The following is a 23,584-nucleotide window of genomic DNA, read 5'->3' on the forward strand; positions in this document are numbered from 1 at the left end:
TAAAATAGTCGACATATCATGGTCAAAATCGTGACCAATAGCACGTATTTTAGATCAATAAATTGATTTACACTTTCATTGCTAATTATTTTATTAATAATTTTACCAAGTAAAGAAATGACTATGATGACGCTATATCTTCATACATTTTATAAGATTTACCCATAATTAAAAATGGCTTTTCTAATTTCAACACTCTTTCGAGCCGAGTAGCCATAAAGATAATGCAAAATAAATCATTGATTTTTAATCATTTTATTATATGTATCAATAGGCTTTATACACATTCCCATACACAGGATCTCTGGAATAGGCCAGTGTTAACTCTGGAGAAGAGTTTTAATCTTTTCTGCTAGTTTCTGTGGATTGTCTTTATAAATCATATAAAGCTTATCTTGAAGTGATGGTAACTTCACAGAAACAACTTCTTTATATTCCTCTTCCATTAAGGTAAGTAACTTTGCTTTTCCTTTTATTAGCGATACTATTACAATCAGAACTTTGTATCAGCACCAACAAATTCTTACCACCTCTTTGTTTAAGATAGTAAGTTATTTCACTACCATCATAGCGGAAAAACTGTTTATGCGTATTTGTATTTCAGTAAGCGAAACCTATACAACATGAAAAAAGCAGAACAGAAAGATTATTGCCACTTTGTCCGCCTCAGCTTTTATAGATAGAAGGGTATCTTTGACTTCGTTTAGCGATAAGTCCGTATTTACAAGGTTGATCAAAGCTGAAAATAAAATAAGGATATTATTATGACTATTGCTGCCGGGATTGATATCGCTAAATATAAAACGGACTCGCCTTTAGGTAAGTCCGTATGAAATTGTTGAATCAATTACTGGCACCTATCTGTTTCATAAGCACGCCCTCGTCCCAGAACAGATACTCTTCATCCATAACGACTCCTTCAAATCCTTTAGCTTTGACTTTGCTCCAGTGCCCAAGTGTTGCCATAGGGAGGTGATACGACTTACCTGTAGGTTTGATAACCTTACCATCACCCAGAACCATAGGTTTCGTAAATGTTCCATCAGTAAATCCCGTTACAGCAGTCCATTCCCCATCATTTGTACCAAACCGCACCGGGTGCTCTGTGATTCGGTTGTCAGGGGCAAATGTCCACATATACTTCAGATCCTCAATGTGCTGTTGAATCCCCTTGGTAGTATGACCATCAGGATAGTGAACAAGAATGTCCATGGCATGGCTCTTATGTAGCTCCCACCATTTTTGGTTTGTATAAACTTTGAAATCAAGGTCGTCAAAGTTAGCCAGATTCTTTGCCAGAACTGCGGACATACCTTTGACTTTAGGTGCGGGTTGGTTTACTTTCGTGCCGGGCCAATTGTTCTGCACCGCAAACGCTATTGGGCTGGCAGTAAATAGTAAAAGTGTGAATAACGATAACCTCTTGAGACTTTTCATGGTCTTTCCTCTTTGTTAGTGCTAAAAGAACTAAAAGATTGTTCTATAGCGAATTAAGTACTGTTGGGCCCCCTTACATTGGATAGATTAAAAATGATAGTTCATCAGTTTGCTTGACCTTGATTAGATGGAGAAGAACCCTCCAAAACAACACGGTTTCATAAAGAGCAAATGACTCAACTGACTCACACACCGGATAACTATCGTATAGAAAGTCATCAAGTCCTCCGGATACTACGCCTAATAGAAAAGCATGTAAATAGTCACAACAAGTAATTATAACGATAAAAAACAAACCAATGTCGATTGGCCGTTTCGACATCAAAATCGATTTCCATCAGTTTCAGGCAGGTATCACACAAAGGAGCGGTGAGATCATTCTATCTTCATGACTTCAACAGGCGCTTTCTAAAGGTATTTTTCAAAATCAATATTTTCCCACCGCGCAAATCGAAGTTCTTGGGTACAAACACCCGTTAGCAGGATGATTTGAATGGCGGAAGATCACAGGAGTCGAACCTGCCAGAGACCGCTGGCGGCCTCATCTGGATTTGAAGTCCAGCCGCCCCACCGGGGACGATGATCTTCCCTATCAATACGAAATAATTATGAAAATATGCCGATTATAGCGCGTGCTGTAAGGCTTCTGAATCGATCTGTGGAAACAATTCATCAATTTCCTAAAAAGCATTAAATTTTGTTGTTAAAAAACTCGATATTCGCGTTGAGTTTGCCGAATTTTACCTACATCTTATTAGCCGATACCCATTACGATACACTGCTCATTCAGCAATGTATCCCAAACACAAACAGGACCCTATATGACTAATCCGTTACTCGTTCCATCAGGTTTACCAAAGTTTTCTTCTATTAAACCAGAACATGTTGTTCCTGCTGTAAAAGAAGTCATTGCAAATTACCGCCAAACCGTCGAAAAAATCCTGGCCGAGAATACCATTTTTACCTGGGACAATCTGTGTCAGCCACTGGCTGAAGCAAATGATAAACAGTCCCGTGCATGGTCACCAGTCAATCATTTGAATTCGGTTAAAAACAGTCCGGAGCTGCGTGCAGTCTACGAAGAAAGTTTACCATTGCTGTCTGAATTCAGTACCTGGTTAGGTCAACACAAGGGCCTATATCAAGCGTATAAGTCATTACGTGAGAGTGCTGAGTTTGAGAAACTCTCTCAACCTCAACGCAAAGCTGTCGAAAATTCACTGCGCGATTTTAAACTGTCAGGTATCGGTCTGCCTGAGGCGAAACAGAAACGTTATGGCGAGATTAGTGCACGTTTGTCAGATTTAAGTTCTCAATTCAGCAATAATGTGCTTGATGCCACTATGGGCTGGACCAAGTTAATTACTGATGTAGAAGATCTGTCTGGTCTGCCTGAAAGTGCGATTGCCGCAGCTAAAGCTCAGGCAGAAGCGAGAGGAAAAAAAGGCTGGCTGCTGACTTTGGAAGCGCCAAGTTATCAGCCAGTTATCACTTATGCAGAAGACCGTGAATTGCGTCGGGAAATTTATCACGCTTATCAAACTCGTGCTTCTGATCAAGGCCCAAATGCCGGTAAATGGGATAACAGTGAAGTGATGGCTGAACTCCTTGCACTACGTCATGAGCAAGCCCAATTGCTTGGTTTCAAAAATTATGCTGAACAATCTCTTGCAACCAAAATGGCAAAAACCCCTAAGGAAGTTTTGGATTTTCTGAATGATTTGACAAAACGCGCTCATCCACAAGGTGAAGAAGAAGTAGATGAGTTAAAATGTTTTGCGAAATGGCATCATTGCGCCTACGAGCTGGAAGCTTGGGATATGGCTTATTATGCCGAAAAACAAAAACAGCATAAGTTTTCTATTAATGACGAACAGTTACGTCCTTATTTCCCTGAGCAACGGGCTGTTGAAGGGCTATTTGAAGTTATTCGCCGTATCTATGGCATTACAGCCAAAGAGCGCCATGATGTAGAAACCTGGCACCCGGATGTCCGTTTCTTCGATCTATATGATGATAAAAATGAGCTGCACGGCAGTTTCTATATGGATCTTTATGCGCGCGAACATAAACGAGGCGGTGCCTGGATGGATGAATGTATCAGCAAGATGCGCCATTCCAATGGCGAACTGCAAAAGCCTGTCGCTTATCTGAACTGTAACTTCAACAAACCTGTTGGCGGTAAACCAGCGCTGTTCACCCACAATGAAGTAAACACACTGTTCCATGAGTTCGGCCACTGTCTGCACCTGATGCTAACTCAGATTGAAACTGCTGCTGTTTCCGGTACTAATGGTGTGCCATGGGATGCGGTTGAGATGCCAAGCCAGTTCATGGAAAATTGGTGCTGGAAACCAGAAGCACTGGCATTTATTTCTGGTCACTATGAAACTAAAGAGCCTCTGCCACAATCTATGCTGGATAATCTTTTAGCCGCGAAAAACTATCAAGCTGCAATGGCTATGCTGCGTCAGCTTGAGTTTGGTCAGTTCGATTTCCGCCTGCATGTTGAGTATGATCCGGCGAAAGGTGCTCAGATTATGCAAACCCTGAAGAAAGTGAAAAAATTGGTTTCCGTAGTACCTTCACCTAAATGGGCCCGTTTCCCTCACTCATTCAGTCATATTTTCTCCGGTGGTTATGCCGCAGGTTACTACAGCTATCTGTGGGCTGAAGTGCTGGCAGCTGATGCCTTTTCACGCTTCGAAGAAGAAGGGATTTTCAACCGCGAAACCGGCCAATCTTTCCTTGATAACCTTCTGTCCCGTGGTGGTTCCGAAGATCCAATGGAACTGTTCAAACGTTTCCGTGGCCGTGAACCCAAACTGGATGCCATGCTGCGTAGTTCTGGTATCAAGGGATAATCAGGGTGGGTATCTGTTTAATCTGTGAACAAGGCGCTGATAGCAGCGCCTTATCTCAACTGGCAAAGCGCTGGCAACTGGTACATGACGAAAGCGCTGTCATGGCATTGGTTCTTACACCTCAACACCTCGAACTCCGCAAAAGGGATGAGCCCAAACTGGGCGGCATCTATGTGGATTTTGTATCAGGCACAATGGCACATCGCCGCCGCTTTGGTGGCGGACGAGGTGAAGCGGTTGCTAAAGCCGTAGGGATCAAAAAAGATTATCTGCCAACCGTCGTAGATGCTACCGCTGGTCTGGGACGCGATGCCTTTGTACTGGCATCACTGGGTTGTCATGTCAGAATGCTGGAACGCCATCCTGTGGTCGCGGCATTACTAGATGATGGGCTTCAACGTGGTTACCAGGATGAAGAAATCGGCAGCTGGCTGAAAGAACGCATGACATTGCTCCATGCCTCCAGCATCACAGCGCTGACCGATATTACACCACAGCCCGATGTGGTTTATCTTGATCCTATGTATCCACATAAGCAGAAAAGTGCATTAGTGAAGAAAGAGATGCGGGTGTTTCAGTCTCTGGTTGGTGCTGATGAAGATGCTGATAATTTGCTATCCCCTGCACAAGCTCTGGCAAAACGCCGTGTCGTGGTAAAGCGACCTGATTATGCAGAACCCTTAGCTGGAGTAGCTGCATCAGCAGCTATTACCACAAAAAACCACCGTTTTGATATCTATCCTTGTTAAAACATCAGCCGCAATATGCGGCTGATCACGTTAATTTACAAGATACCCTGAGAGAGCATAGCGTCAGCAACTTTTACAAATCCGGCAATATTCGCACCCTGAACATAATTGGTCTGTTTGCTCTCGCCACCATATTCAACACAGGCGTGATGAATATCCAGCATGATGTGATGCAAACGTGCATCCACTTTCTCAGCCTTCCAGCCTAAACGTGCTGCGTTTTGCGCCATTTCCAAACCAGACGTTGCCACGCCACCCGCGTTGGCTGCTTTACCCGGTGCGAATAGCACACCTGCTTCAATAAAGGCTTCAGTCGCTGAAATGGTTGCTGGCATATTCGCGCCTTCAGCTACAGCTTTAACGCCATTCTGGATAAGGACCTTAGCCGCATCTAAATCCAACTCGTTCTGGGTAGCGCATGGCAAAGCGATATCAACTGGCACAGACCAGGGTTGTAACCCTTTCAGGAAAGTCAGCCCCCGCTCTTTGGCATATTCTTCCACCCGGCCATAGTGCTGGTTTTTAATCTCTTCAAGGTGAGCCAGTTTCTCCAGCGTGAAACCTTCTTCATCAACCACTGTGCCACCGGAATCAGAAGCGGTAACCACTTTCGCCCCCAGCGCCATACATTTCTCAATAGTATACTGTGCGACGTTACCAGCACCAGAAACCGACACCCGCATACCATCAAAACTCATACCATGACGTTTCAGCATGGCATTGGTGAAGTAAACCAGACCATAACCGGTTGCTTCCGGGCGAATCAAACTGCCACCGAAAGAGAGACCTTTACCAGTAAATACACAAGCGGTGTTATTAGAGAGTTTTTTCATCATCCCTGACATAAAAGCCACTTCACGGCCACCCACACCAATATCCCCCGCAGGAACATCGGTATCGGGTCCCAGATGGCGGTACAATTCTGTCATTAATGCCTGACAAAAACGCATCACTTCGCCCTGACTTTTTCCTTTGGGATCAAAATCTGAGCCCCCTTTACCACCCCCCATCGGTAAGGTTGTCAGCGCATTTTTCAAGGTCTGTTCAAAGCCAAGGAATTTCAGAATAGAGAGATTCACCGATGGATGAAAACGCATACCACCTTTATACGGACCAATGGCTGAGTTGAACTGCACCCGCCATGCACGGTTTACCTGAACCTTACCTTGATCATCTACCCAGCAAACTCGAAACTGAATAACCCTTTCCGGCTCTACCATACGCTCCAGCAAGCTTTGTTCACGGTATTTCGGGTTTTGTTCAAGGAACGGCCAAAGAGAGGTGAATACTTCCCGGACAGCCTGAAGATATTCTGGTTGATATTCATCCCTGAGTTGAATCGATCCAAGAAATGAAGACAAAGATAGTAAACAGCTCATAGTTATTCCTTATTTCTACTTTGGTTGTAATGTCTCCTCAGCAATTTCCTAATTATTATTTTTGTCGAAAATGTGAGGTAAGTTGCGTTTGCCCTTTGAATATATCACTGTTCTATATTCATCTTTCAAGAAGTTTTTTCGCAGAAAGGTAAAAAAAATTTCTTGATTGCATCGGACATAAACCAAACAACACCTCATTTCATCAAAAAAAACGCCTGCATAAGCAGGCGATTTTATCGAATAAATTTTCAGTTTATGGCTATTCATCGTCACGCAGAGGAACGATCAGCATATCAACATGAACAGTGTTAATCAGCTGACGCGCAGAGGACATCAGTTTGCTCCAAAAATCCTGATGATGACCACAAACAACCAGATCTATGTCATATTTCTTAATCGCATCAACCAATACCTGAGCCAGATCACCGCTACCACTCAAGGTTTCCTGAATGTCATAATCGGTACCTGCGGAAAGCTCTTTCAACGCATTGCGTGTCTCGTCAGTAATACGTTGCTGCATATCACCGAGATTAACATCAATCAAACCGGTGTAAAGATCGGAATAGTTAACATCAACATGAATCAAGGAAACATTAGCATTGTACGGCTTTGCCATGGAAATGGCTTTTTGTACCAATACCTGACTTTCCGGAGATAAATCAACCGCAACAAGAATATGTTTATAAGCCATAAGCGAACTCCTTCCATAATGCCGATTAATGAGTTGGCAGGGCAAATTGCCACTATCCTGTGTTTATTACTATAACTACTTAGAATGTCCTTAAAATGCTGTTTCGATCACAACTCATCATTGGCTATCCAGCAAAGAACATTCACCAAACAACATATACCACAATAGCTATTCCTGCTACTTGATGAATAACAAAATCAAGTTCTGGAGTTATGGCTTTTCTTAAAACCCAATATATTTGCATGAACAACCGACAAGGATTAACCGCCATTCTAAGCTCTGAACAAATTTAAACTATGTAGAAGGGTTTTTTGTACTATCTGACTATCTTTCCTACAATAAATATAAGGCGTCACCGCCTGCAATTTTGATTTTTTTCCTTTTGTGACAGCTTTGGCTAACCATTCTAAGGAGGGGATTATGTTCAGTTCAATTGCACTGTTTTGGGCGCTGTGTCTTGTCTGCATTATGAATATGATGCGCTACTTCTCTTCACTGCGGGCATTGTTGTCTATTCTTCGCCAGTCCGATCCCTTGCTTTATCAATCAGTAGACGGTAACGGTTTTTTTACTGCTCATGGACAGCTCAATAAGCAGATAAGGCTCGTGCACTATATCAATTCGCAACGTTACCTTGCTCATCATGATCCAGAAGTGGTGCTTCGCTGTGAACGGCTGAGAAGGCAATTTATTCTGACGAGCGCGTTGAGTGGATTAGTTGTTGTTTGTCTGATTTCTATGTTGATTTGGTATTAAAACGAAAGGCGGTATAGTTAACCCATACCGCCTTCAAATTATTCGTCAAAACAATTAAATCAGTTTCAAAGCGAACCAGTAGAAAATACCGGATAACCCGATTGAAACTGGTAACGTCAGTATCCAGGCCAACATGATGTTCTTGATTGTTTTACCCTGAACACCACCACCATCAACCAACATCGTCCCCGCTACTGCAGAGGAAAGAACCTGTGTAGTCGAAACCGGCATTCCGGTATAACTCGCAACACCAATTGAAACAGCCGCTGTCATCTGAGCTGAAACACCCTGTGCGTAAGTCATACCTTTCTTACCAATCTTCTCACCGATAGTCACTGCAACACGTTTCCAACCAACCATGGTTCCCAAAGACAGTGCCAGTGCCACTGCTATGATGATCCAGACAGGTGCATACTCAACAGTGTGTAGTAAATCTTTGCGCAGCTTATTCAGGAAACGGGCATCTTCAGTACTGGTTTCCGGCAGTTTAGCCACAGACTCCGCAGTGTCAGCGATACACATCAACATGCGGCGCATATTGTTACGCTGTTCAGAATTCAGACCACTATAGCTCTGAATGCCCTGCAATATGCTTTCTGTCTGATTAAGAACAACTACAGCGCGAGTGCTGTCACAATGGAATCGCCCTTCCGGCTCATCTTCAGCAACAGCAACCAATGGCGTCAGTTCAATAGCATGAGATAACGCGGTACCATGCTGCTGATAATATTGTTGCAGGTGAGTAACTGCATCGTAAGTCCGGGCAATGTCATAACCATTAGCATTCATGTTTACGACAAACCCCGCCGGAGCTACGCCGATCAGCACCAGCATAATTAAACCGATGCCTTTCTGACCATCATTTGCCCCATGAGAGAAGCTGACTCCTACCGCAGACAAAATCAGCGCAGTACGCGTCCAGAAAGGTGGCTTACGCTTACCATCTTTCTTTTCACGTTCAGCGGGTGTCAGATGAATACGTTTGCGTTTCTTAGTGCTACTCCAGTAACGGCGCAGCAGAAACACGATTGCCCCGGCGATGATCAATCCGACTAAAGGAGAGAGGATCAACGACAGGAAAATCTGTATCATCTTCGGCACATTCAGCGCATCAACCACAGAAGAACTGGTCACGATGGCATTGGTCAAGCCGATACCAATAATGGAACCAATCAGGGTATGAGAACTGGATGCAGGTAAACCGAAATACCAGGTACCAAGATTCCAGACAATGGCAGCCAGCAGCATGGAAAATACCATGGCAAGACCATGAGCAGAACTGACATTGAGCAGAAGATCGGTAGGGAGTAAATGTACAATCGCGTAGGCGACACTTAATCCACCAAGAAGAACACCGAAAAAGTTAAATACCCCAGCCATGACGACCGCGAACTGTGCTCGCATAGCACGGGTATAAATAACTGTTGCTACCGCATTCGCGGTATCATGAAAGCCATTAATGGCTTCATAAAACAGCACAAACAGCAGTGCCAGTACTAACATTAGGCTGGTGTGAAAATCCAGGCCAGTAAAAAGATGTAGCATAAACGTTAAGCCAGTTAGTTGGACATGAACGCGGCGCATTATCAGTGACAAATGCTAGCGGGGAAAGTGAAATATGAACTTTTTTTGATTTCATGACAACCCAGTAACAATAAGAAATGAAAATATTCCTTATATATCATAAAATTGCATATCTTTTAAAAAATTGACAATTTTAAGACAAAAAATAAATTTACCTGACAAATTCAGGTCATACGGGGACTTTTCTCCGCAAAATTATCAAAAATGCGACACTTTAAGGGAAGTTCCCGCTAAATTATTCGGTCATAAAGAGAAAAACAGTGGAAAGATTTGATGTAGTTATTGTTGGTGCCGGTGCAGCCGGTCTGTTTTGCGCAGCTCAAGCCGGGCAACGCGGTTTACGGGTGCTGGTTCTGGACAATGGCAAAAAAACCGGGCGTAAGATTTTGATGTCCGGCGGTGGGCGTTGTAACTTCACTAATATGTACACAGAGCCATCAGCTTATCTTTCTGCTAACCCCCATTTCTGCAAGTCTGCCCTGGCCCGTTACACACAATGGGATTTTATTGAACTGGTTCAACGCCATGGCATTGCTTACCACGAAAAAACCCTGGGACAGCTTTTTTGTGATGATTCAGCCCAGCAGATAGTTGATATGTTGTTGAAAGAGTGTGAGGCTGGTCAAGTCACTATTCACCTGCGTAGCGAAGTTAGCCACGTAGAAAAAAAGGAGCTGGGTTTCGTTATCACCGTTAACGGAAAGGGAGTAAGTACACGCTCATTTATCATCGCTTCCGGTGGGTTATCTATGCCGGGTCTTGGCGCAACCCCTTTTGGTTATCGGATTGCAGAACAGTTTGGTCTGCAAGTCTTGCCAACCCGCGCCGCTCTCGTGCCTTTTACTCTGCATAAACCACTACTGGAGCAACTTCATGTGCTTTCCGGTGTATCCGTTCCCGCCACTGTCACCGCCGAAAATGGCACGCTGTTCAAAGAAAATATCCTGTTTACCCACAGGGGACTTTCTGGCCCGGCAATCTTACAAATTTCCAGTTATTGGCAACCGGGAGAGTTTGTGAGTATTAACTTACTTCCAGATATTGATCTGGAAACGTTTCTGGAGAAAGAACAGAGTTCTCACCCGAACCAAAGTGTAAAAAATACTTTGGCAAAATTATTACCGAAGAGGCTGACAGAATGTCTGCAAACACTCGGTCAACTTCCGGATGTTTCTCTTAAGCAGTTGAATTCCGTCCAGCAAAAGCAATTAGCGACAAACCTCCAGTCATGGCAAGTACAACCCAACGGTACTGAAGGATATCGTACTGCTGAGGTTACTATAGGCGGCGTGGATACTCATCAGCTTTCATCCAAAACAATGGAAGCTAATCAGGTAAAAGGACTCTACTTTATCGGTGAAGTAGTAGACGTCACCGGCTGGCTTGGTGGCTACAATTTCCAGTGGGCATGGAGTTCCGCTTGGGCGTGTGCGCAAGCGTTGTGACTTTTGTGAGGAGTTTAGGATTATTCGTTAATAAAGTGTCAGCGGCTAACTGAGAAGAAAATTCTGGGCATGTCAATACATCTTCGCCTCAAAATCGAACTGTACCGAAACTTTCTTACAGTCATATGTAATTGTATACGCAGCTGTCTGGCATCAGATTTCAGTATGTTTTCTATAACAAAAAATGCATTTAAGAATGATTACTACCTCAGTTTAAATTCTCTGTATCTGGGAGCCAGTTTTGTGTCAACCTCAATGTGAGTTTGAGCTGAATTAAGACGCCCTTTAGAAAGGGTGTTTACCTTTCTGTGGAGGAAGGGGTAGTCAGGCCGTCCATTGAAGCAGGAACCCACCGAAAGTGTTCAGGTTAGGTAAAACCAAAGTTGTTTTGCCGACCTGGAGAGGACCAAGCAGACACACCACTAACGTATCAGTCAATGCTGCCTTGAGATGTGGTTCTATGTATCTTGGATATAGTGCATTGTTCTTTATGTACAATGTGAAAAACGCAGCTTAAATCGCTCTGTCTATTTGTTGGCTATGTCATCGTCTAAATGCTGGTTTGTATAGCGTCTATTTGTTGGTTTAATCTCCGTCTATTTGTAGGCTTCTGACGTTCTTACACAACAATCAAAACTTTTTGAGTGTTTATCACCCCTCGTCTGAGCATCAGGCGCAACCTCTGAACAATCAGTATTGAGAAAAGGCACCTAAAGCCAGGGCCGAGTTTGATGGTATGACCTATAATGAAAGAGATCGCATTGTGAACGTCATGGAAGAGCTGATGAAACTTACCCTAAGGACTCACGACAGATCAGACTAACTGGTTAACCTCTACAGTTAACATAAAATGAAATGGCTTATACATACGTATTCCTCTTCTCAGTTAATTTATACTTTTTAAATAAAAAATACAGGAATATCACTGCAAGCAGAATACTTGTTAATTTGAAAGTAAATTCGATAGAAATAAGTTTTGCAGTATATCCCCCAATAATTGGCATCAAAATCGCCACTATAGATGAAATTTTCTGTATACCTCCTGTAGCTTTCCCTACATGTTCAAAACCAATAATATTTCTTACACCGTATCTGATTGCGAAAAATGTCACACCAGAAGCCGTACCAACCAAGAAAATTAATAAATAGTATGTAGCATAATGATTTGTTTTTGCGTCTAAAAAACCAAATCCCCAAAAGGCCACAAAGTTAACCATAACGGAGAATAACAGGAGATTCTTAGCTGACAACTTTTTCAGTAACAAGCCAGAAATTCGCGTCCCTACTATGCCACCGACGCCGAGAAGTGAAATTATGTAGCCTATGCTACTTTCACTTTGTCCAATCTTCTCGAAGAAGATACCAAGCATATCATTGCTAAGAAAAAAGCTAAGTTTGACAAAGTATAGGCCGAAACAAGTAAATATAAATCCGGTTTGCTTTTCAATTGCTGTATGAGTGAGAAATGCTCTACGGCAGTAGAATTTATACCTCCATTTGCATCAGGCCGAAAAGTATTATCAAAGTATGATGTCAGCATGCCAACCAAGTTAAATATTATTGATAATGACAAGATAAACCATAATCCATAGTACGTATTTAAATAAACAACAAATAAGGGAATGACTATCCTGCTAAAGTTAGTAATATATCCATAAATTTCATAAAATCTTTGAGATTCATTATCATCTACATTCAATTTTGTATTTGATATTCCAAGGCCACACCGACAGGTTGTCTTGATTAATGTAATTACATAAAGAAATATAATTGGATCAGCTACAGATAAAAAAGGCATGACAATGCCGTTAATAAAGAACAATAGCATCCTCCATTTTAATATACTTCCGTTGTCAAACAGCTTGCCGAATAATCCACTTGCCACCAAAAATGGAATAGCAAAGCAAGCACCTAATATTCCCATTTCAGATGGCGTAGAATGCAGACTATATATAGCTATGATGCTTCAAATAGCGTAATCAAGATAAGTATCAAGTTCATTTACACCTATACTAATGTACTTTTTCATCGGTTATCACTCAGATTAGGATAGTCATAAACACATATTCATACCTATCCTTAGCTTGTAAAAAAATATATTATCTAGCCAGTGTCTGGCAATCCACAATTACTCCTTTCAAAGTTTAGTTTAGGTTGACATTACATTATTTCCCACGAGGGAGATTAAATATAAGCAAACATATTCCTTTATGTAAATCATCTGTTAAAGTAAAAATCTTATTATTGTGAGCCAACTCATGTTTTTCTAACTTCCCAACATTCCTTATTCTTGTATTTTAAAAACCATTTAAATACATACATATACCATATGAAATATTGAATAATTTTTCCCGCATTAATCTCATTGTCCACATTTATTTACATTCAGAATTAATAAATTCATTACATATACCCTATAGATTTCAAGATGCATCGAGACGGCAAGGGAGCGAATCCCCGGGAGCATAGCGAACTCTGTGACCGGGGTGAGCGAGTGCAGACAACGAAGAGGCAACTTGAAAGATAACGGGTATATCAACACGTATAAAAAAGAAGCCCCAATCTTGTATTCACAAAACCGGAGCCTAGTGCCTTTCGCTTTATGTCGGGGAACTGAGCACCATGACAAAATGGGAGAAGAACCGTCAACTAGCTACGCCTTGGAAGCTGGCTCATAACCTGAACCGCTTTCCTATTTTTACCGAAAAAGCATTTATTATCGAGATAACGATCGCACATAAACTGGGTAGTAGCTGCGCAATAAAGCCAAGAATAGTTCCCTGGCTTACCTGGGAATGATGATGCGCCTCGCCCCCCATAGCAATCTGCATGAAAGCAGAGTTTGTCAGGTAAGCATAAACCAAACCGCAAATCCCCGTTACCAGCGGAAAACTTATCAGCATAGCGACCACCGCCCCCACCATCTGAGGTAATCTTGTTCTGATTGAATTGATGGTAAGAGCGGTCAGGCAACCTGGAGCAAAACCCCAGCCCAATATATACCAAACAATCATTAACCCTTTCAGCGCAGTGTTGTGCGCCATTTCCAGAATATCGGCACGCCACAATATCAAATTCAGGCATGCAGCCAGCACAGCCAGAAATACGGAAATAGCGAAACTGTTGGGTAAACTCGATTCTTTATTCACTAAAACACCTTTAGACAGTCAAGGAATCTTGCACCTTTTATCGAGTTAAGAAGAAAACTGCCCAAAATGCCAGCAATGAGTGCAGCAGTGTATCCCTTAATCAGGAACAACAACGGCATTTCTATTGAGCCCCAATAATTCAGCCCCACGTTGTGATCCAGCCCCCAGCAAAGTGTCTGGCAAACACTGAAAAACAGAGCGCTACTCACTGCGGTCATGATATAAGCTCCGGCGCTTCCAGGCATAAAACGGGCTGAGAGCAAATAAGTCAATCCCCCAACAGCGGCCCCCATGCCGATACCACATAAACCAAGAGCCCATACCAGACGCCATACCAACGGGCCATTGTCGGGAAATAAAATAAAACTCATTAAAAGAAATCCAGCCTCTGCGATAAAACCCAGAGAAATAAATAGCTTAATCGTGCGTATAGCACGTTTTTCACCTTCTGCCACCGCATATTGCCGATGTTGTTCATTCACAGTTTGATTAGACATTTTTCATCTCCTTAACGTCCGTTAAGCATCACAAAATACTGCGGAAAATGGTCTGATAGTGCTTTTTAAATCTGAATCCAAATTGTCTTTTTCCAAAACAGAAAAAATTGCACTTCCTTGATAATTTACCTCTAATTTATTTCAATCACTGGTTTTGCTTAATTATATGAACTATTACTGAATAAAGTCCGAATAATAGATCAAATAAATTATTTGAGAATACAAGAAAATCAACAGGTCAAAGAAAACAAACTCTATATGATGTAATTACTATGGTATGAGGATGAAAACCTGTCAATGTAAAAGAAGAAATTAAGAAAACAGTCCAATATATGGGCTTAATATTTTGATACTTTATCCGGCCAACCTGACAGAGCCCTTGCGTTATTATCATATTGATCTCCAGAGATAAACAGCAGGAATAAACACTGAATTTGAGTTGGCAAACAACGCCACGCATATTCTGGCTTGCCAACTTGACTGCCTCACTCAAGGAACTGGCTTTCAAATGATAAAAGATGTGATGCCATTTATTGCTACAAGAAACAACAGCTTTCATTTCTGCGTTCTTAATTCCAGAATATACTTAGCGTAATAATTATTTCATCATAGTTAATAACTTGCGATTTTATTATTTATCACTAAAATATAATAAATAATTCCGAGCATTTAATTTTATAATAAAAATATTCAAGTATAGGCACAATTTCAACTTTATGGGTTTGACAATAGCCTGATACTTAGTTATGACTTTATTTAAGAAGCAACAAAATAATTATTCAATGAACTTATTGCTATCAAGACAGAATAATGACAACCATGATAACCAATAAAGTGCAATATTTGGATTTTATTGGATCATATCTATAGGGAGATATATAACTGCCATGAATAAATCCGATCAAGAATTTAATGTTAATGAAAGTACTGTGAAAGTAGATGGAAAGGATGTCAGGTTCTTCACAGCTAAACCTCCGGGCCTAACTAAGGATAATGCCAAGAGTAATACTGTGGTGTTAGTGCATGGTACAAGCGGAAATACAACGCTGCATTTCTGTCATCTATTTCCACTACTTGCCACAAAACACGCCGTTATATCACTGGATTTTTCTCAACCAGTGAAAGCAGGCGAAACCCTTACTCTTGAACATCTTGGAAAACAGGTCGAAGCCGTTATTGAAACAGCTGCGCCAGGGGAATCTGTCACACTGATAGGTTATTCTCTGGGCGCAGTCGTTGCTGCTTCTGTTGCCGCTAAACGTCCGGATCTGGTTCGTAATTTAGTGATGCTCGCAGGATGGATGAAAACAGATTTACAGATGGAAAGACTTGTTGCTGTCTGGCGTCATTTATGTGAGACCAACTCACCTGTTCTTACAGAATTCGTCATGTATTGTGCTTCTGGTGTCCCTGGTCATGTGAATATGGTTCCAGACCCACCTGCAACCGGATTTGAAAATATCAATCCGGGGGAATTCGATGTGTTGCAACTAGACCTTGATGCCCGGGTTGATATCACTCAAATTGCTCCTGAGATAAAAGCCACGACTCTGATTATTGGCTGTACACACGATAACATAACACCCACCTACCATAGCAAAGCACTTTTTGGCGCAATCCCGGATGCACGCTATACAGAGATAGCAGCCGGACACGCTGTCATTTATGAACGCCCTTCGCAGTTGATGTTGGCTATTGACCAGTTCTGCACGGAACCTTCTCTTTACCCTGCCGGGACCATTATTCCCGCTGACCGGCCATAATCCCTTTTACGCTTTGGAGAACTATTATGAATAAAAGTACACCAGACCATCATCCACAAGCAGATATATCGCAGGTCACAGATGCAGAGATTATTATCATCGGCGCGGGTTTTGCCGGCCTTGGTATGGGAGCCCAGCTTAAGCGCCGATCTCAGCACAATTTTCTCATTCTCGAACGTGCCGATGATGTAGGGGGCACCTGGCGCGATAATACTTATCCCGGTATAGCCTGTGACGTCCCCTCACACCTTTATTCTTACTCATTTCGCCCCAATCCTGACTGGTCTCATGTTTTTTCACCAGGGAATGAAATATTCACCTATCTTCAGGATACCGCCAAGGATGAAGGGCTATTGCCTCATATCCACTTTGGCGCCAACGTTGAAAAAGCCTATTGGGATAACCAAAAAGAGCGCTGGATAATTATCACCACCGCGGGTGTTTTCAGTGGACGGTTCTTGATAACAGGCACCGGGCATTTAACAGATGCAAATCTTCCACAGATCGAAGGTTTGAGCAGCTTTACTGGGGAAGTTTTTCATTCAGCCCGCTGGAAACATGATGTCTCTCTTCAAGGTAAGCGAGTAGGTATTATCGGATCGGGTGCTTCAGCAACTCAGATAGTGCCAGAAGTAGCTCAAAGTGTCTCTGAACTTGTTATTTTCCAGCGAAACCCATCCTACATTATTCCACGTCCTGACCGAAGTTATTCAGATAGTGAAAAACAGCGTTTCCGACGCGATCCAGAATCTATTCCCGCTGTTCGTTCAGATATATTCTGGCATTTTGAATCTCTGTACCCATCCCGTCGTTCTATTCCGCAATATCTGGCAGAATTCAAACGAATAGCCTCAGATCATCTTAAACGGCAAATCCCCGATCCAGAATTACGTGCAAAATTCACCCCCAGCTATGAAGCGGGTTGTAAAAGGCTTGTGATTGCAAGCAATTATTATCCTACGTTTCTACGAGATAACGTTAAACTCGAAACATCAGCCTTACAACGTATAGATGGGCAAAATGCAGTTTCAGTGGCCGGCAACAGTTATCCACTTGATGTACTGATCTTTTGTACTGGTTTTCAAACCACCCAACCACCTTATTCCCGTCTGGTTCATGGCCGTGATGGCCTCAGCCTTGCTGATCACTGGGCCCAAGGCATGGAAGCTTTCGCATCAACCACAGTGACAGGTTTTCCAAACCTATTTATTATTAACGGACCGAATGCAACACTTTCTCATAACTCAATTATTTACATAATTGAGTCTCAAATAGAGTACATTCTCGGAGCTATTGAATACAGCAGGAAAAATAACAACTGCGTACTTGAGGTTTCTCCCGAAGCTCAACATCGTTATGTAACCGAATTACAAGAGCAGATGAATGGCACAGTATGGGTTGGAGATAATTGTACAAGCTGGTACCGTGATTCCCGAAATAAGCGCTTAACACTGATATGGCCTGATTTTGCTCACACATTCAGACAGCACAATGGCAAATTTGATCCTGCTCCTTATCTGTCTCATTCGACAACCGAAATCACTAATCCATAAGCTTTAAACAGCAATGGGATATTCATTCTGTGAGACGGCAAGGGAGAGAGCTTGTCTCCCTTGCCGATACCAACAATCGCTTTAGAATGGCTTGGTCGGCAAATACTTCCCATCGAGCGTAATCACAGCACGAGAACCGCCATTAGGGTCATCAACCTTTTTGATATCAAGTTTGAAATCAATCGCGCTGATAATGCCATCACCAAACTTCTCGTGAACCAGCGCCTTTAACGTTGAACCGTAAACTTGCACCATTTCGTAGAATCGGTAAATAGTCGGATCAGTCGGTACACCACCTGGGATGCTGCCGCGCACAGGGATAGTTTGCAGCAGAAGGAAAGCATTCTCGTCAAGTTCAAGCCGGTCAACTACAATCCTCGCAGCGTCGGCAGGCAATGGATGCTGACCTAGCAGCGCAGCAGTAACGAATGCGAGACTCAGGCCAGTTCCTTGTGCGATGTCCTCAAACGTCAAATTCCAGCGCATTTTGGCGTCGATGATAGCATCGGTAAGGATCTGGCGGGGAGTTTGGGAATATTGAGATTGTGTCATAATGATTTCCTTTGGATTAATGGGCTATTAAATGCCGTGGTGAAACATGGATTGTGTTGCAGAAACATGCGGATAGTCCGCAAGCGAAACAAATTGACCGAGCAAGCCGTCTAGTGCATCGATCGAACCAGCCTCTATGTCGTAAATCCATCGTGATCGATAAGAAAGCTGATGGATGAAGAATGAACGAATTTATCTATAGCGTCAAAGATCGGATTTCTATCACCTCTATAGTATTTTCCAATAGTTAATTGTCGTTCTGCGGAGACACATTTGTTAATAATCCAGTAGTCACATATTTTTATTTCAGGCCCTGGCATATAGACTTTGCTACCTACTATTGGTCGGCTTTGGAACCATTTGAGAAAGCTGCACGCGATTTCCCAAATGATGCGGATGCAATTATTGCAACGTATAAGCAGTTAAAAGAAAAAGATTTTGAGAACCCTGCGGAATTACGAAACCAGTTCCCTAGTCTTGATAATTTCAAGTACAGAAATAAGTGGTGGGTGATAGACATAGGCGGACAAAACTTACGAATGATTGCCTATATAAATTTCGTTAATAAATGATGCGGCTTTTTTATCGTCTTCATTCTGTTCAAACCTTACCACCGGGTTGTCAGGCAAGCGGCCTATCACCACTTGGTAAACAGGGATAAGCTGCGGGGTAATACCCTGTCTTTCCTACACAAATCTCTTGGTCTATTCGAGGGATTTTTTTGAACTTTTGCTTGTCTTGCTGATCTCAACAAAAAACAGTGATTGAGGTAACTTAGGATGTTTTCAGCCAACACCGAGCAATGGGCAAAAATATAAAGAAAGGAGTCTTTCATGGAGCTGTCTACGCGCAGAATTACTACTGTATTGATGTCAAATCACGTTTTTTGCAGAGTGAGCTACTTCAAGCTCATGAAGTACATTATTTGGATGATTTTATGCAGAAACCATTAGCCAATGAGTCCAACATCAAGGTTGCCCCTATTTCCCGCCGACCAAAAACTAAAAGATGCCCATTTTTTTAACTGGGCATTTAGTTGAGCATCTTAGAGTCAACTTATTTGCGCTATAATTTTATTTGAGATCTCTTCCACCTCATACAATTTGTGGATCGCGATATCCCGGATTAATGTTGGCTTAAGCGGGATGATAATGTCGTGAATTGGGTTGTGCAACCATAGAGCCACGAAATGACACCAAGGTAAATTAAGTTGCCGCACTTCATAGCTTTGCTGTTGAACCCTACTATCCATTTCCGCTGCAAGGAGCGCCTCAACTGTCGAGACGGGTATCGGGCCATCAAGGGTCATCGAGGAAACGATGAGATTTGCATCGTGCATGTTCAAATGGAGGTCGGACACGGCAGAGCTGCCTGACAACAATAGATACCTCCAACCTGTAGCATGAGCAGCTTTGATCAAAGATTTCGTTTTTTCAAATTCACTGTGATCGACATAGTACATTTTAATTGGGTTCGACGATGAGACGTCGTTGGTATTTATTTTATTGTTTTTGTCAGCTTCGCTAAGCGAGCCTCCATCTATAATACCTTGCAAAAAAGAAACGATAACACTGTCCGCTCCGCTTGGATCGTTCACAAAGGAAATAGTCATTTACGTGCCTCATGTATTGTTGTTGGTTGTTTTGTTGGTTGTTTAGTAAAGCAGGTTTGCCTCCAGTCAGCTTCTGAATCTCCATAGTAATATAACGGGAATATATGGGCATTCTCGAGCGTTTTCGTATTGTCCCATGGATTGCAAACCTCCCAAACTGGATATGGATTTGTCGATGATTGTGGCACCAGATCGAATCCGCCTGATATCACTACTGCGTGACCCCCAGTATCACCCAAGGCGGGAATTTTCTTTGAGAAAATAACGGCAACGACAAATGGACTATTATTAGCCAGTTCTTGTGCACAACGGTTAAAATCAGCTCTTCCTTTTATTTCTTCCTTAAGCGCCCCTATCACCTCCAAGGACGTGTTTGGCATTCCCTCCTTATTGCAATTATCACCACCTGGAAAATGGTTGTAGGGAGCTACACAAGATCCAGGGTTAAGCTGTCGGGCACCAGAATAAATCGGCTCTTGTAGGTAACGATACGGTTTCCGCGCATAATAACTGCCTACACTCGCAGCCACAGCGATCCAGCACCAAAACGTTTGCTCCTGCCTCTGCGCGTACCCTTTACGCCAGAAATCCGTGACATAGGGTTGTTTGTCGGCTTCTATGCTACGTTTGGAGGCAGAAAGCGCCACTCTCTTTAAAGAGAGGCATCTCGGTAAATTGCCATTTTGAATATCAGTCATGTTGTCCTCACTTGTTGAAAATGCGACTCCAGTTTTAGAATTTCAGATCACTAATCACATTAGATTTTAAGCTCGTAAATTATAAAAATCACATATAAAAAAAGACGCTATATTAACATATTGTGGTAGCGTAGTTAATTTGGCTCTCAGATTAGTAGTTATTTTTTTGTATAAACATGGGGTGTGAAGAGACATATTTAAATGTAAATTGCTTTGTATTAACTTTAAATGCATACACTATGTACAAGCTTTAATGGGAATCATTTTGATGATTTGTTCCACACTTTATTTATGTTCTCCGAACATAAGCTCTAATGAAATAATTAGTAATTTGTTGACATGGCTCTGATGAAGTTTATATTTTGTATAAAAATAAAATAGATCTTATATTGTGTATGACAAGTAAAAAATTCTATGATTTCTTGATTTTTCTTAAACACACTATATATAACTATATGTGAATTTTATCTTATAAATATCTAAAAAGGAGTATGTTATGATTTATTACAGGTTAACTAGCGCAGAAACAGGTTTATATCTCGGAGTTCGAGAATCTAGTCCATCTAATATAGTTGGAGGGTTTAGTCTTGATGAAGTATCTGAGCCGAGAAATAATATTCATGTGGTATGGGTTATACCACAACGGTTGGACGGAGCTCAGACAGGAGCAATAGACGCGTTAATCCGTAGTCAAACTTTTAGGTTGGCAAACGGTTATGAAAAGATAGAAGTAGATGGCCGTATTTATGATGTCTTGACTGTTGGAAACAGTCCTGATGGTGATAGCCTGAGATTTACAGTCAGCAAACATCATAATGGTTTTTACACTATACAGCCAGCGAATGACCGTAAAGCCTATTTGAGTATACCACCAGGCCAAGTGGCCCCCCATCCAAGAGTAATTTGCGGGCATAAACTCTTTTATTGGAAGCTAGAACTAAACACCTAAGTAACTGTTCTGAATAGTAGATCACGCCCCAAAAAATGAACTCAGTCCAAATTTAGTGATCTGATCGATGGCTAAACATCACAAATCACTAACAGGACTGAGTCATGTCTATCATAGCCCCGATACCGAAGAGCCAAAAGTATCACGTTGATACGGGATAACTACATCATCCATAAAAGCCGTAAGACAGAGGCTTGGTTGAAAAATAACCCGAAGTCCAAATTGTTATTCCAACCCATTTATTCGCCATGGATGAATCTGATTGAGAAACCTTGACACGCCCTGCATGAAACGATAACACGTAACCACCGATGCCAATATTATGTGGGAACGCCTCAGGAAAATTAAGCATTTTATGCACAACGTATCCCCCTTTCCTGGAGGCGGTCATGGTATGACAAATATGTAGCACAATGAGGATCAGTTATTTAGCCTATTTCATAGTTTCTATCCTTTCAAAGGATTATAATAAGTAGATAGAAAAGATCCCAATGAAAGGAGCTTTTATATACTGATACTTACTAGTAATAATGAAGTTTGTACGTAGTGTATGTATTTTAAGTTAATACAAAGCAATTTACATTTAAATATGTCTCTTCACACCCCATGTTTATACAAAAAATAGCTACTAATCCAATGTTAAAATTAACTATGACGGCATAATATGTTAATTGTGGCTGTTTTTTTATATATGGTTTTTATAATTTACGAGCTTAAAATCTAATGTGATTAGTGATCTGAAATTCTAAAACTGGAGTCGCATTTTCAACAAGTGAGGACAACATGACTGATATTCAAAATGGCAATTTACCGAGATGCCTCTCTTTAAAGAGAGTGGCGCTTTTTGCCTCCAAACGTAGCATAGAAGCTAGCCGCTCATATGTTGATCGGACAGGCTACTTCACGGATTTCTGGCTTAAAGGGTACGCGCAGAGGCAGGAGCAAACGTTTTGGTGCTGGATCGCTGTGGCTGCGAGTGTAGGCAGTTATTATGCGCGGAGACCGTATCATTACCTACAAGAGCCGATTTATTCTGAAGTCCGACAGCTTAACCCTGGATCTTGTGTAGCTCCCTACAACCATTTTCCAGGTGATGATAATTGCAATAAAGAGGGAATGCCAGACAAATCCTTAGGGGCAATAGGAGCACTTGAGAAAGCAATAGAAGGAAAAGCTGATGCGAGTCTTTGTACAGAAGAACTGTTTAATAGTCGACCATTTGTCGTTGCCGTTTTTTTCTCAAAGAAAATTCCCACCTTGGGTGATACTGGGGGTCACGCAGTGGTGATATCGGCCGGATTCAATATGAAGGAGTCACAACCACCGTTACATCCAGTTTGGGAAGTGTGTAACCCGTGGGACAATACGAGATCTTTGGAGAATTACGAGACATTCCCGTTATATTACTATGGAGATCCAAAAGCTCGCTGGGCGCAAACCTGCTTTACTAAACAACCAACAAAACAACCAACAATACATGAGGCACGTAAATGACTTATATGGACACCGACTCAATTCAAGTGGGTGAGTAAATTTTTCTGACAACGTAGTCGCAAACATATATTCGGCTTCAATGAGCCCTGATGAAAATCCGCACTCTCTGCCCTCATTATTTGAACAGCCTCGATAGACTGGGCTATTTACCAGGTTCACAGAGAGTCGGTACTACCTGTCAATTTTTCCGGTACATAACGCATCCCCGGACGACTGTCTGCTTCCACAATAGCTACTGCATCATTTTTATCATTCTTGCTGCCCATTCTGAATGGGGCAACATATTTGGGGCTGATTTGCTTCACCTCATGACCAAAGCGTTTAAATTGGCGGCTCCAGTAATTTGCGCTGCCACAAGCCTCCATCACTATTTTTGAAGGGGGTTATTGAGCAATGTACGCAGGAGCTGACT

At 42.0% G+C, this 23,584-nt stretch carries 20 protein-coding genes, 1 tRNA gene and 3 pseudogenes; 10 read left to right on the forward strand and 14 right to left on the reverse strand.

Annotation, left to right across the window (positions count from 1 at the left end):
* Positions 1 to 843 precede the first annotated feature (843 nt).
* The 3 genes and pseudogenes from ACGF63_RS05880 to ACGF63_RS05890 form a co-directional block, all read right to left on the reverse strand.
* Positions 844 to 1,437: a hypothetical protein gene (locus ACGF63_RS05880; RefSeq protein WP_132353610.1), complete on the reverse strand. Its 594-nt coding sequence runs from the start codon at positions 1,435 to 1,437 to the stop codon at positions 844 to 846.
* Between the two features lie 411 nt (positions 1,438 to 1,848).
* Positions 1,849 to 1,938 (reverse strand): annotated as a pseudogene (locus ACGF63_RS05885) (hypothetical protein); the annotation flags it as partial.
* Positions 1,932 to 2,026, reverse strand: a tRNA-Sec gene (locus ACGF63_RS05890). The gene ACGF63_RS05890 and the pseudogene ACGF63_RS05885, both read right to left, overlap by 7 nt.
* A gap of 232 nt (positions 2,027 to 2,258) precedes the next feature.
* Between ACGF63_RS05890 and prlC the strand changes: the two genes are divergently transcribed.
* Positions 2,259 to 4,301, forward strand: coding sequence for an oligopeptidase A (gene prlC, locus ACGF63_RS05895; protein WP_387629468.1), 2,043 nt, complete (start codon positions 2,259 to 2,261; stop codon positions 4,299 to 4,301).
* 5 nt (positions 4,302 to 4,306) lie between these two features.
* Entirely contained in the window at positions 4,307 to 5,050 is a 744-nt protein-coding gene (rsmJ, locus tag ACGF63_RS05900) for a 16S rRNA (guanine(1516)-N(2))-methyltransferase RsmJ (protein WP_162524186.1), read from the forward strand.
* Positions 5,051 to 5,085: 35 nt separating this feature from the next.
* On the opposite strand, the gene gdhA is transcribed toward rsmJ, so the two are convergent.
* The gene (gene gdhA, locus ACGF63_RS05905) at positions 5,086 to 6,429 is read right to left on the reverse strand and encodes an NADP-specific glutamate dehydrogenase (protein ID WP_036846411.1); all 1,344 of its coding nucleotides are present in this window, start codon (positions 6,427 to 6,429) and stop codon (positions 5,086 to 5,088) included.
* Between the two features lie 259 nt (positions 6,430 to 6,688).
* Positions 6,689 to 7,120, reverse strand: a complete 432-nt coding sequence (gene uspA, locus ACGF63_RS05910) for a universal stress protein UspA (RefSeq protein WP_036846412.1) — start codon at positions 7,118 to 7,120, stop codon at positions 6,689 to 6,691.
* A 420-nt stretch (positions 7,121 to 7,540) separates the two neighbouring features.
* Between uspA and uspB the strand changes: the two genes are divergently transcribed.
* Positions 7,541 to 7,876, forward strand: coding sequence for a universal stress protein UspB (gene uspB / locus ACGF63_RS05915; RefSeq protein ID WP_036846413.1), 336 nt, complete (start codon positions 7,541 to 7,543; stop codon positions 7,874 to 7,876).
* A 54-nt stretch (positions 7,877 to 7,930) separates the two neighbouring features.
* Here the strand turns inward: uspB and pitA are convergent, their stop codons facing one another.
* The gene (pitA, locus tag ACGF63_RS05920; protein ID WP_036846414.1) at positions 7,931 to 9,421 is read right to left on the reverse strand and encodes an inorganic phosphate transporter PitA; all 1,491 of its coding nucleotides are present in this window, start codon (positions 9,419 to 9,421) and stop codon (positions 7,931 to 7,933) included.
* 299 nt (positions 9,422 to 9,720) lie between these two features.
* Between pitA and ACGF63_RS05925 the strand changes: the two genes are divergently transcribed.
* On the forward strand, positions 9,721 to 10,905 hold the full coding sequence (locus ACGF63_RS05925) for an NAD(P)/FAD-dependent oxidoreductase (RefSeq protein WP_162524185.1): 1,185 nt from the start codon (positions 9,721 to 9,723) through the stop codon (positions 10,903 to 10,905).
* Between the two features lie 860 nt (positions 10,906 to 11,765).
* Here the strand turns inward: ACGF63_RS05925 and ACGF63_RS05930 are convergent.
* The 4 genes from ACGF63_RS05930 to ACGF63_RS05945 form a co-directional block, all read right to left on the reverse strand.
* On the reverse strand, positions 11,766 to 12,275 hold the full coding sequence (locus ACGF63_RS05930; RefSeq protein WP_152963220.1) for an MFS transporter: 510 nt from the start codon (positions 12,273 to 12,275) through the stop codon (positions 11,766 to 11,768).
* Complete coding sequence (locus ACGF63_RS05935; RefSeq protein ID WP_152963219.1) at positions 12,227 to 12,829, reverse strand: hypothetical protein; 603 nt, start codon at positions 12,827 to 12,829, stop codon at positions 12,227 to 12,229. The genes ACGF63_RS05930 and ACGF63_RS05935 overlap by 49 nt, the downstream gene beginning before the upstream one ends.
* 748 nt (positions 12,830 to 13,577) lie before the next feature.
* Positions 13,578 to 14,054, reverse strand: coding sequence for a hypothetical protein (locus tag ACGF63_RS05940; RefSeq protein WP_162524184.1), 477 nt, complete (start codon positions 14,052 to 14,054; stop codon positions 13,578 to 13,580).
* The gene (locus ACGF63_RS05945; RefSeq protein WP_036846435.1) at positions 14,054 to 14,551 is read right to left on the reverse strand and encodes a hypothetical protein; all 498 of its coding nucleotides are present in this window, start codon (positions 14,549 to 14,551) and stop codon (positions 14,054 to 14,056) included. Before ACGF63_RS05945 ends, ACGF63_RS05940 begins: the two co-directional genes overlap by 1 nt.
* Positions 14,552 to 15,438: 887 nt before the next feature.
* Here ACGF63_RS05945 and ACGF63_RS05950 point away from each other — a divergent pair.
* On the forward strand, positions 15,439 to 16,314 hold the full coding sequence (locus tag ACGF63_RS05950; RefSeq protein WP_036846442.1) for an alpha/beta fold hydrolase: 876 nt from the start codon (positions 15,439 to 15,441) through the stop codon (positions 16,312 to 16,314).
* Between the two features lie 26 nt (positions 16,315 to 16,340).
* Positions 16,341 to 17,867 (forward strand): flavin-containing monooxygenase, encoded by a 1,527-nt coding sequence (locus ACGF63_RS05955; RefSeq protein WP_387629477.1) that lies wholly within the window; start codon positions 16,341 to 16,343, stop codon positions 17,865 to 17,867.
* 81 nt (positions 17,868 to 17,948) lie between these two features.
* Here the strand turns inward: ACGF63_RS05955 and cynS are convergent, their stop codons facing one another.
* Positions 17,949 to 18,419, reverse strand: coding sequence for a cyanase (cynS, locus tag ACGF63_RS05960; protein WP_387629479.1), 471 nt, complete (start codon positions 18,417 to 18,419; stop codon positions 17,949 to 17,951).
* A gap of 350 nt (positions 18,420 to 18,769) precedes the next feature.
* On the opposite strand from cynS, the pseudogene ACGF63_RS05965 reads away from it, so the two are divergent.
* A pseudogene (locus tag ACGF63_RS05965) lies at positions 18,770 to 18,988 on the forward strand (type II toxin-antitoxin system HigB family toxin); the annotation flags it as partial.
* Between the two features lie 482 nt (positions 18,989 to 19,470).
* Here the strand turns inward: ACGF63_RS05965 and ACGF63_RS05970 are convergent.
* Together ACGF63_RS05970 and ACGF63_RS05975 are read right to left on the reverse strand one after the other, a co-directional pair.
* Positions 19,471 to 20,031: a hypothetical protein gene (locus ACGF63_RS05970; RefSeq protein ID WP_387629482.1), complete on the reverse strand. Its 561-nt coding sequence runs from the start codon at positions 20,029 to 20,031 to the stop codon at positions 19,471 to 19,473.
* Positions 20,028 to 20,678 carry a hypothetical protein gene (locus ACGF63_RS05975; RefSeq protein ID WP_387629485.1) on the reverse strand — a complete coding sequence of 217 codons (651 nt, stop codon included), beginning with the start codon at positions 20,676 to 20,678 and terminating at the stop codon, positions 20,028 to 20,030. The genes ACGF63_RS05970 and ACGF63_RS05975 overlap by 4 nt, the downstream gene beginning before the upstream one ends.
* A 547-nt stretch (positions 20,679 to 21,225) precedes the next feature.
* Here ACGF63_RS05975 and ACGF63_RS05980 point away from each other — a divergent pair.
* From ACGF63_RS05980 to ACGF63_RS05990, 3 genes and pseudogenes are all read left to right on the forward strand, one after another.
* Complete coding sequence (locus ACGF63_RS05980) at positions 21,226 to 21,678, forward strand: hypothetical protein (protein WP_387629488.1); 453 nt, start codon at positions 21,226 to 21,228, stop codon at positions 21,676 to 21,678.
* Positions 21,679 to 21,801: 123 nt separating this feature from the next.
* Positions 21,802 to 22,087: pseudogene (locus ACGF63_RS05985) on the forward strand (transposase); the annotation flags it as partial.
* Positions 22,088 to 22,461: 374 nt separating this feature from the next.
* Positions 22,462 to 23,172: a hypothetical protein gene (locus ACGF63_RS05990; protein ID WP_387629491.1), complete on the forward strand. Its 711-nt coding sequence runs from the start codon at positions 22,462 to 22,464 to the stop codon at positions 23,170 to 23,172.
* Between the two features lie 155 nt (positions 23,173 to 23,327).
* Here the strand turns inward: ACGF63_RS05990 and ACGF63_RS05995 are convergent, their stop codons facing one another.
* Complete coding sequence (locus ACGF63_RS05995; protein WP_387629494.1) at positions 23,328 to 23,540, reverse strand: hypothetical protein; 213 nt, start codon at positions 23,538 to 23,540, stop codon at positions 23,328 to 23,330.
* Positions 23,541 to 23,584: the final 44 nt, after the last annotated feature.

The sequence above is a fragment of the Photorhabdus sp. RM322S genome (assembly GCF_042879395.1).
Lineage (GTDB): Bacteria > Pseudomonadota > Gammaproteobacteria > Enterobacterales > Enterobacteriaceae > Photorhabdus > Photorhabdus khanii.

What these genes read in the sequence shown, in the direction of transcription:
- ACGF63_RS05880 (WP_132353610.1), bottom strand. Translation starts at nt 1,437, where the DNA reads ATGAAAAGTCTCAAGAGGTTATCGTTATTCACACTTTTACTATTTACT.
- prlC (WP_387629468.1), top strand. Translation starts at nt 2,259, where the DNA reads ATGACTAATCCGTTACTCGTTCCATCAGGTTTACCAAAGTTTTCTTCT.
- gdhA (WP_036846411.1), bottom strand. Translation starts at nt 6,429, where the DNA reads ATGAGCTGTTTACTATCTTTGTCTTCATTTCTTGGATCGATTCAACTC.
- uspA (WP_036846412.1), bottom strand. Translation starts at nt 7,120, where the DNA reads ATGGCTTATAAACATATTCTTGTTGCGGTTGATTTATCTCCGGAAAGT.
- uspB (WP_036846413.1), top strand. Translation starts at nt 7,541, where the DNA reads ATGTTCAGTTCAATTGCACTGTTTTGGGCGCTGTGTCTTGTCTGCATT.
- pitA (WP_036846414.1), bottom strand. Translation starts at nt 9,421, where the DNA reads ATGCTACATCTTTTTACTGGCCTGGATTTTCACACCAGCCTAATGTTA.
- ACGF63_RS05930 (WP_152963220.1), bottom strand. Translation starts at nt 12,275, where the DNA reads ATGCTTGGTATCTTCTTCGAGAAGATTGGACAAAGTGAAAGTAGCATA.
- ACGF63_RS05935 (WP_152963219.1), bottom strand. Translation starts at nt 12,829, where the DNA reads ATGGGAATATTAGGTGCTTGCTTTGCTATTCCATTTTTGGTGGCAAGT.
- ACGF63_RS05945 (WP_036846435.1), bottom strand. Translation starts at nt 14,551, where the DNA reads ATGTCTAATCAAACTGTGAATGAACAACATCGGCAATATGCGGTGGCA.
- ACGF63_RS05950 (WP_036846442.1), top strand. Translation starts at nt 15,439, where the DNA reads ATGAATAAATCCGATCAAGAATTTAATGTTAATGAAAGTACTGTGAAA.
- ACGF63_RS05955 (WP_387629477.1), top strand. Translation starts at nt 16,341, where the DNA reads ATGAATAAAAGTACACCAGACCATCATCCACAAGCAGATATATCGCAG.
- cynS (WP_387629479.1), bottom strand. Translation starts at nt 18,419, where the DNA reads ATGACACAATCTCAATATTCCCAAACTCCCCGCCAGATCCTTACCGAT.
- ACGF63_RS05970 (WP_387629482.1), bottom strand. Translation starts at nt 20,031, where the DNA reads ATGACTATTTCCTTTGTGAACGATCCAAGCGGAGCGGACAGTGTTATC.
- ACGF63_RS05980 (WP_387629488.1), top strand. Translation starts at nt 21,226, where the DNA reads ATGATTTATTACAGGTTAACTAGCGCAGAAACAGGTTTATATCTCGGA.
- ACGF63_RS05990 (WP_387629491.1), top strand. Translation starts at nt 22,462, where the DNA reads ATGACTGATATTCAAAATGGCAATTTACCGAGATGCCTCTCTTTAAAG.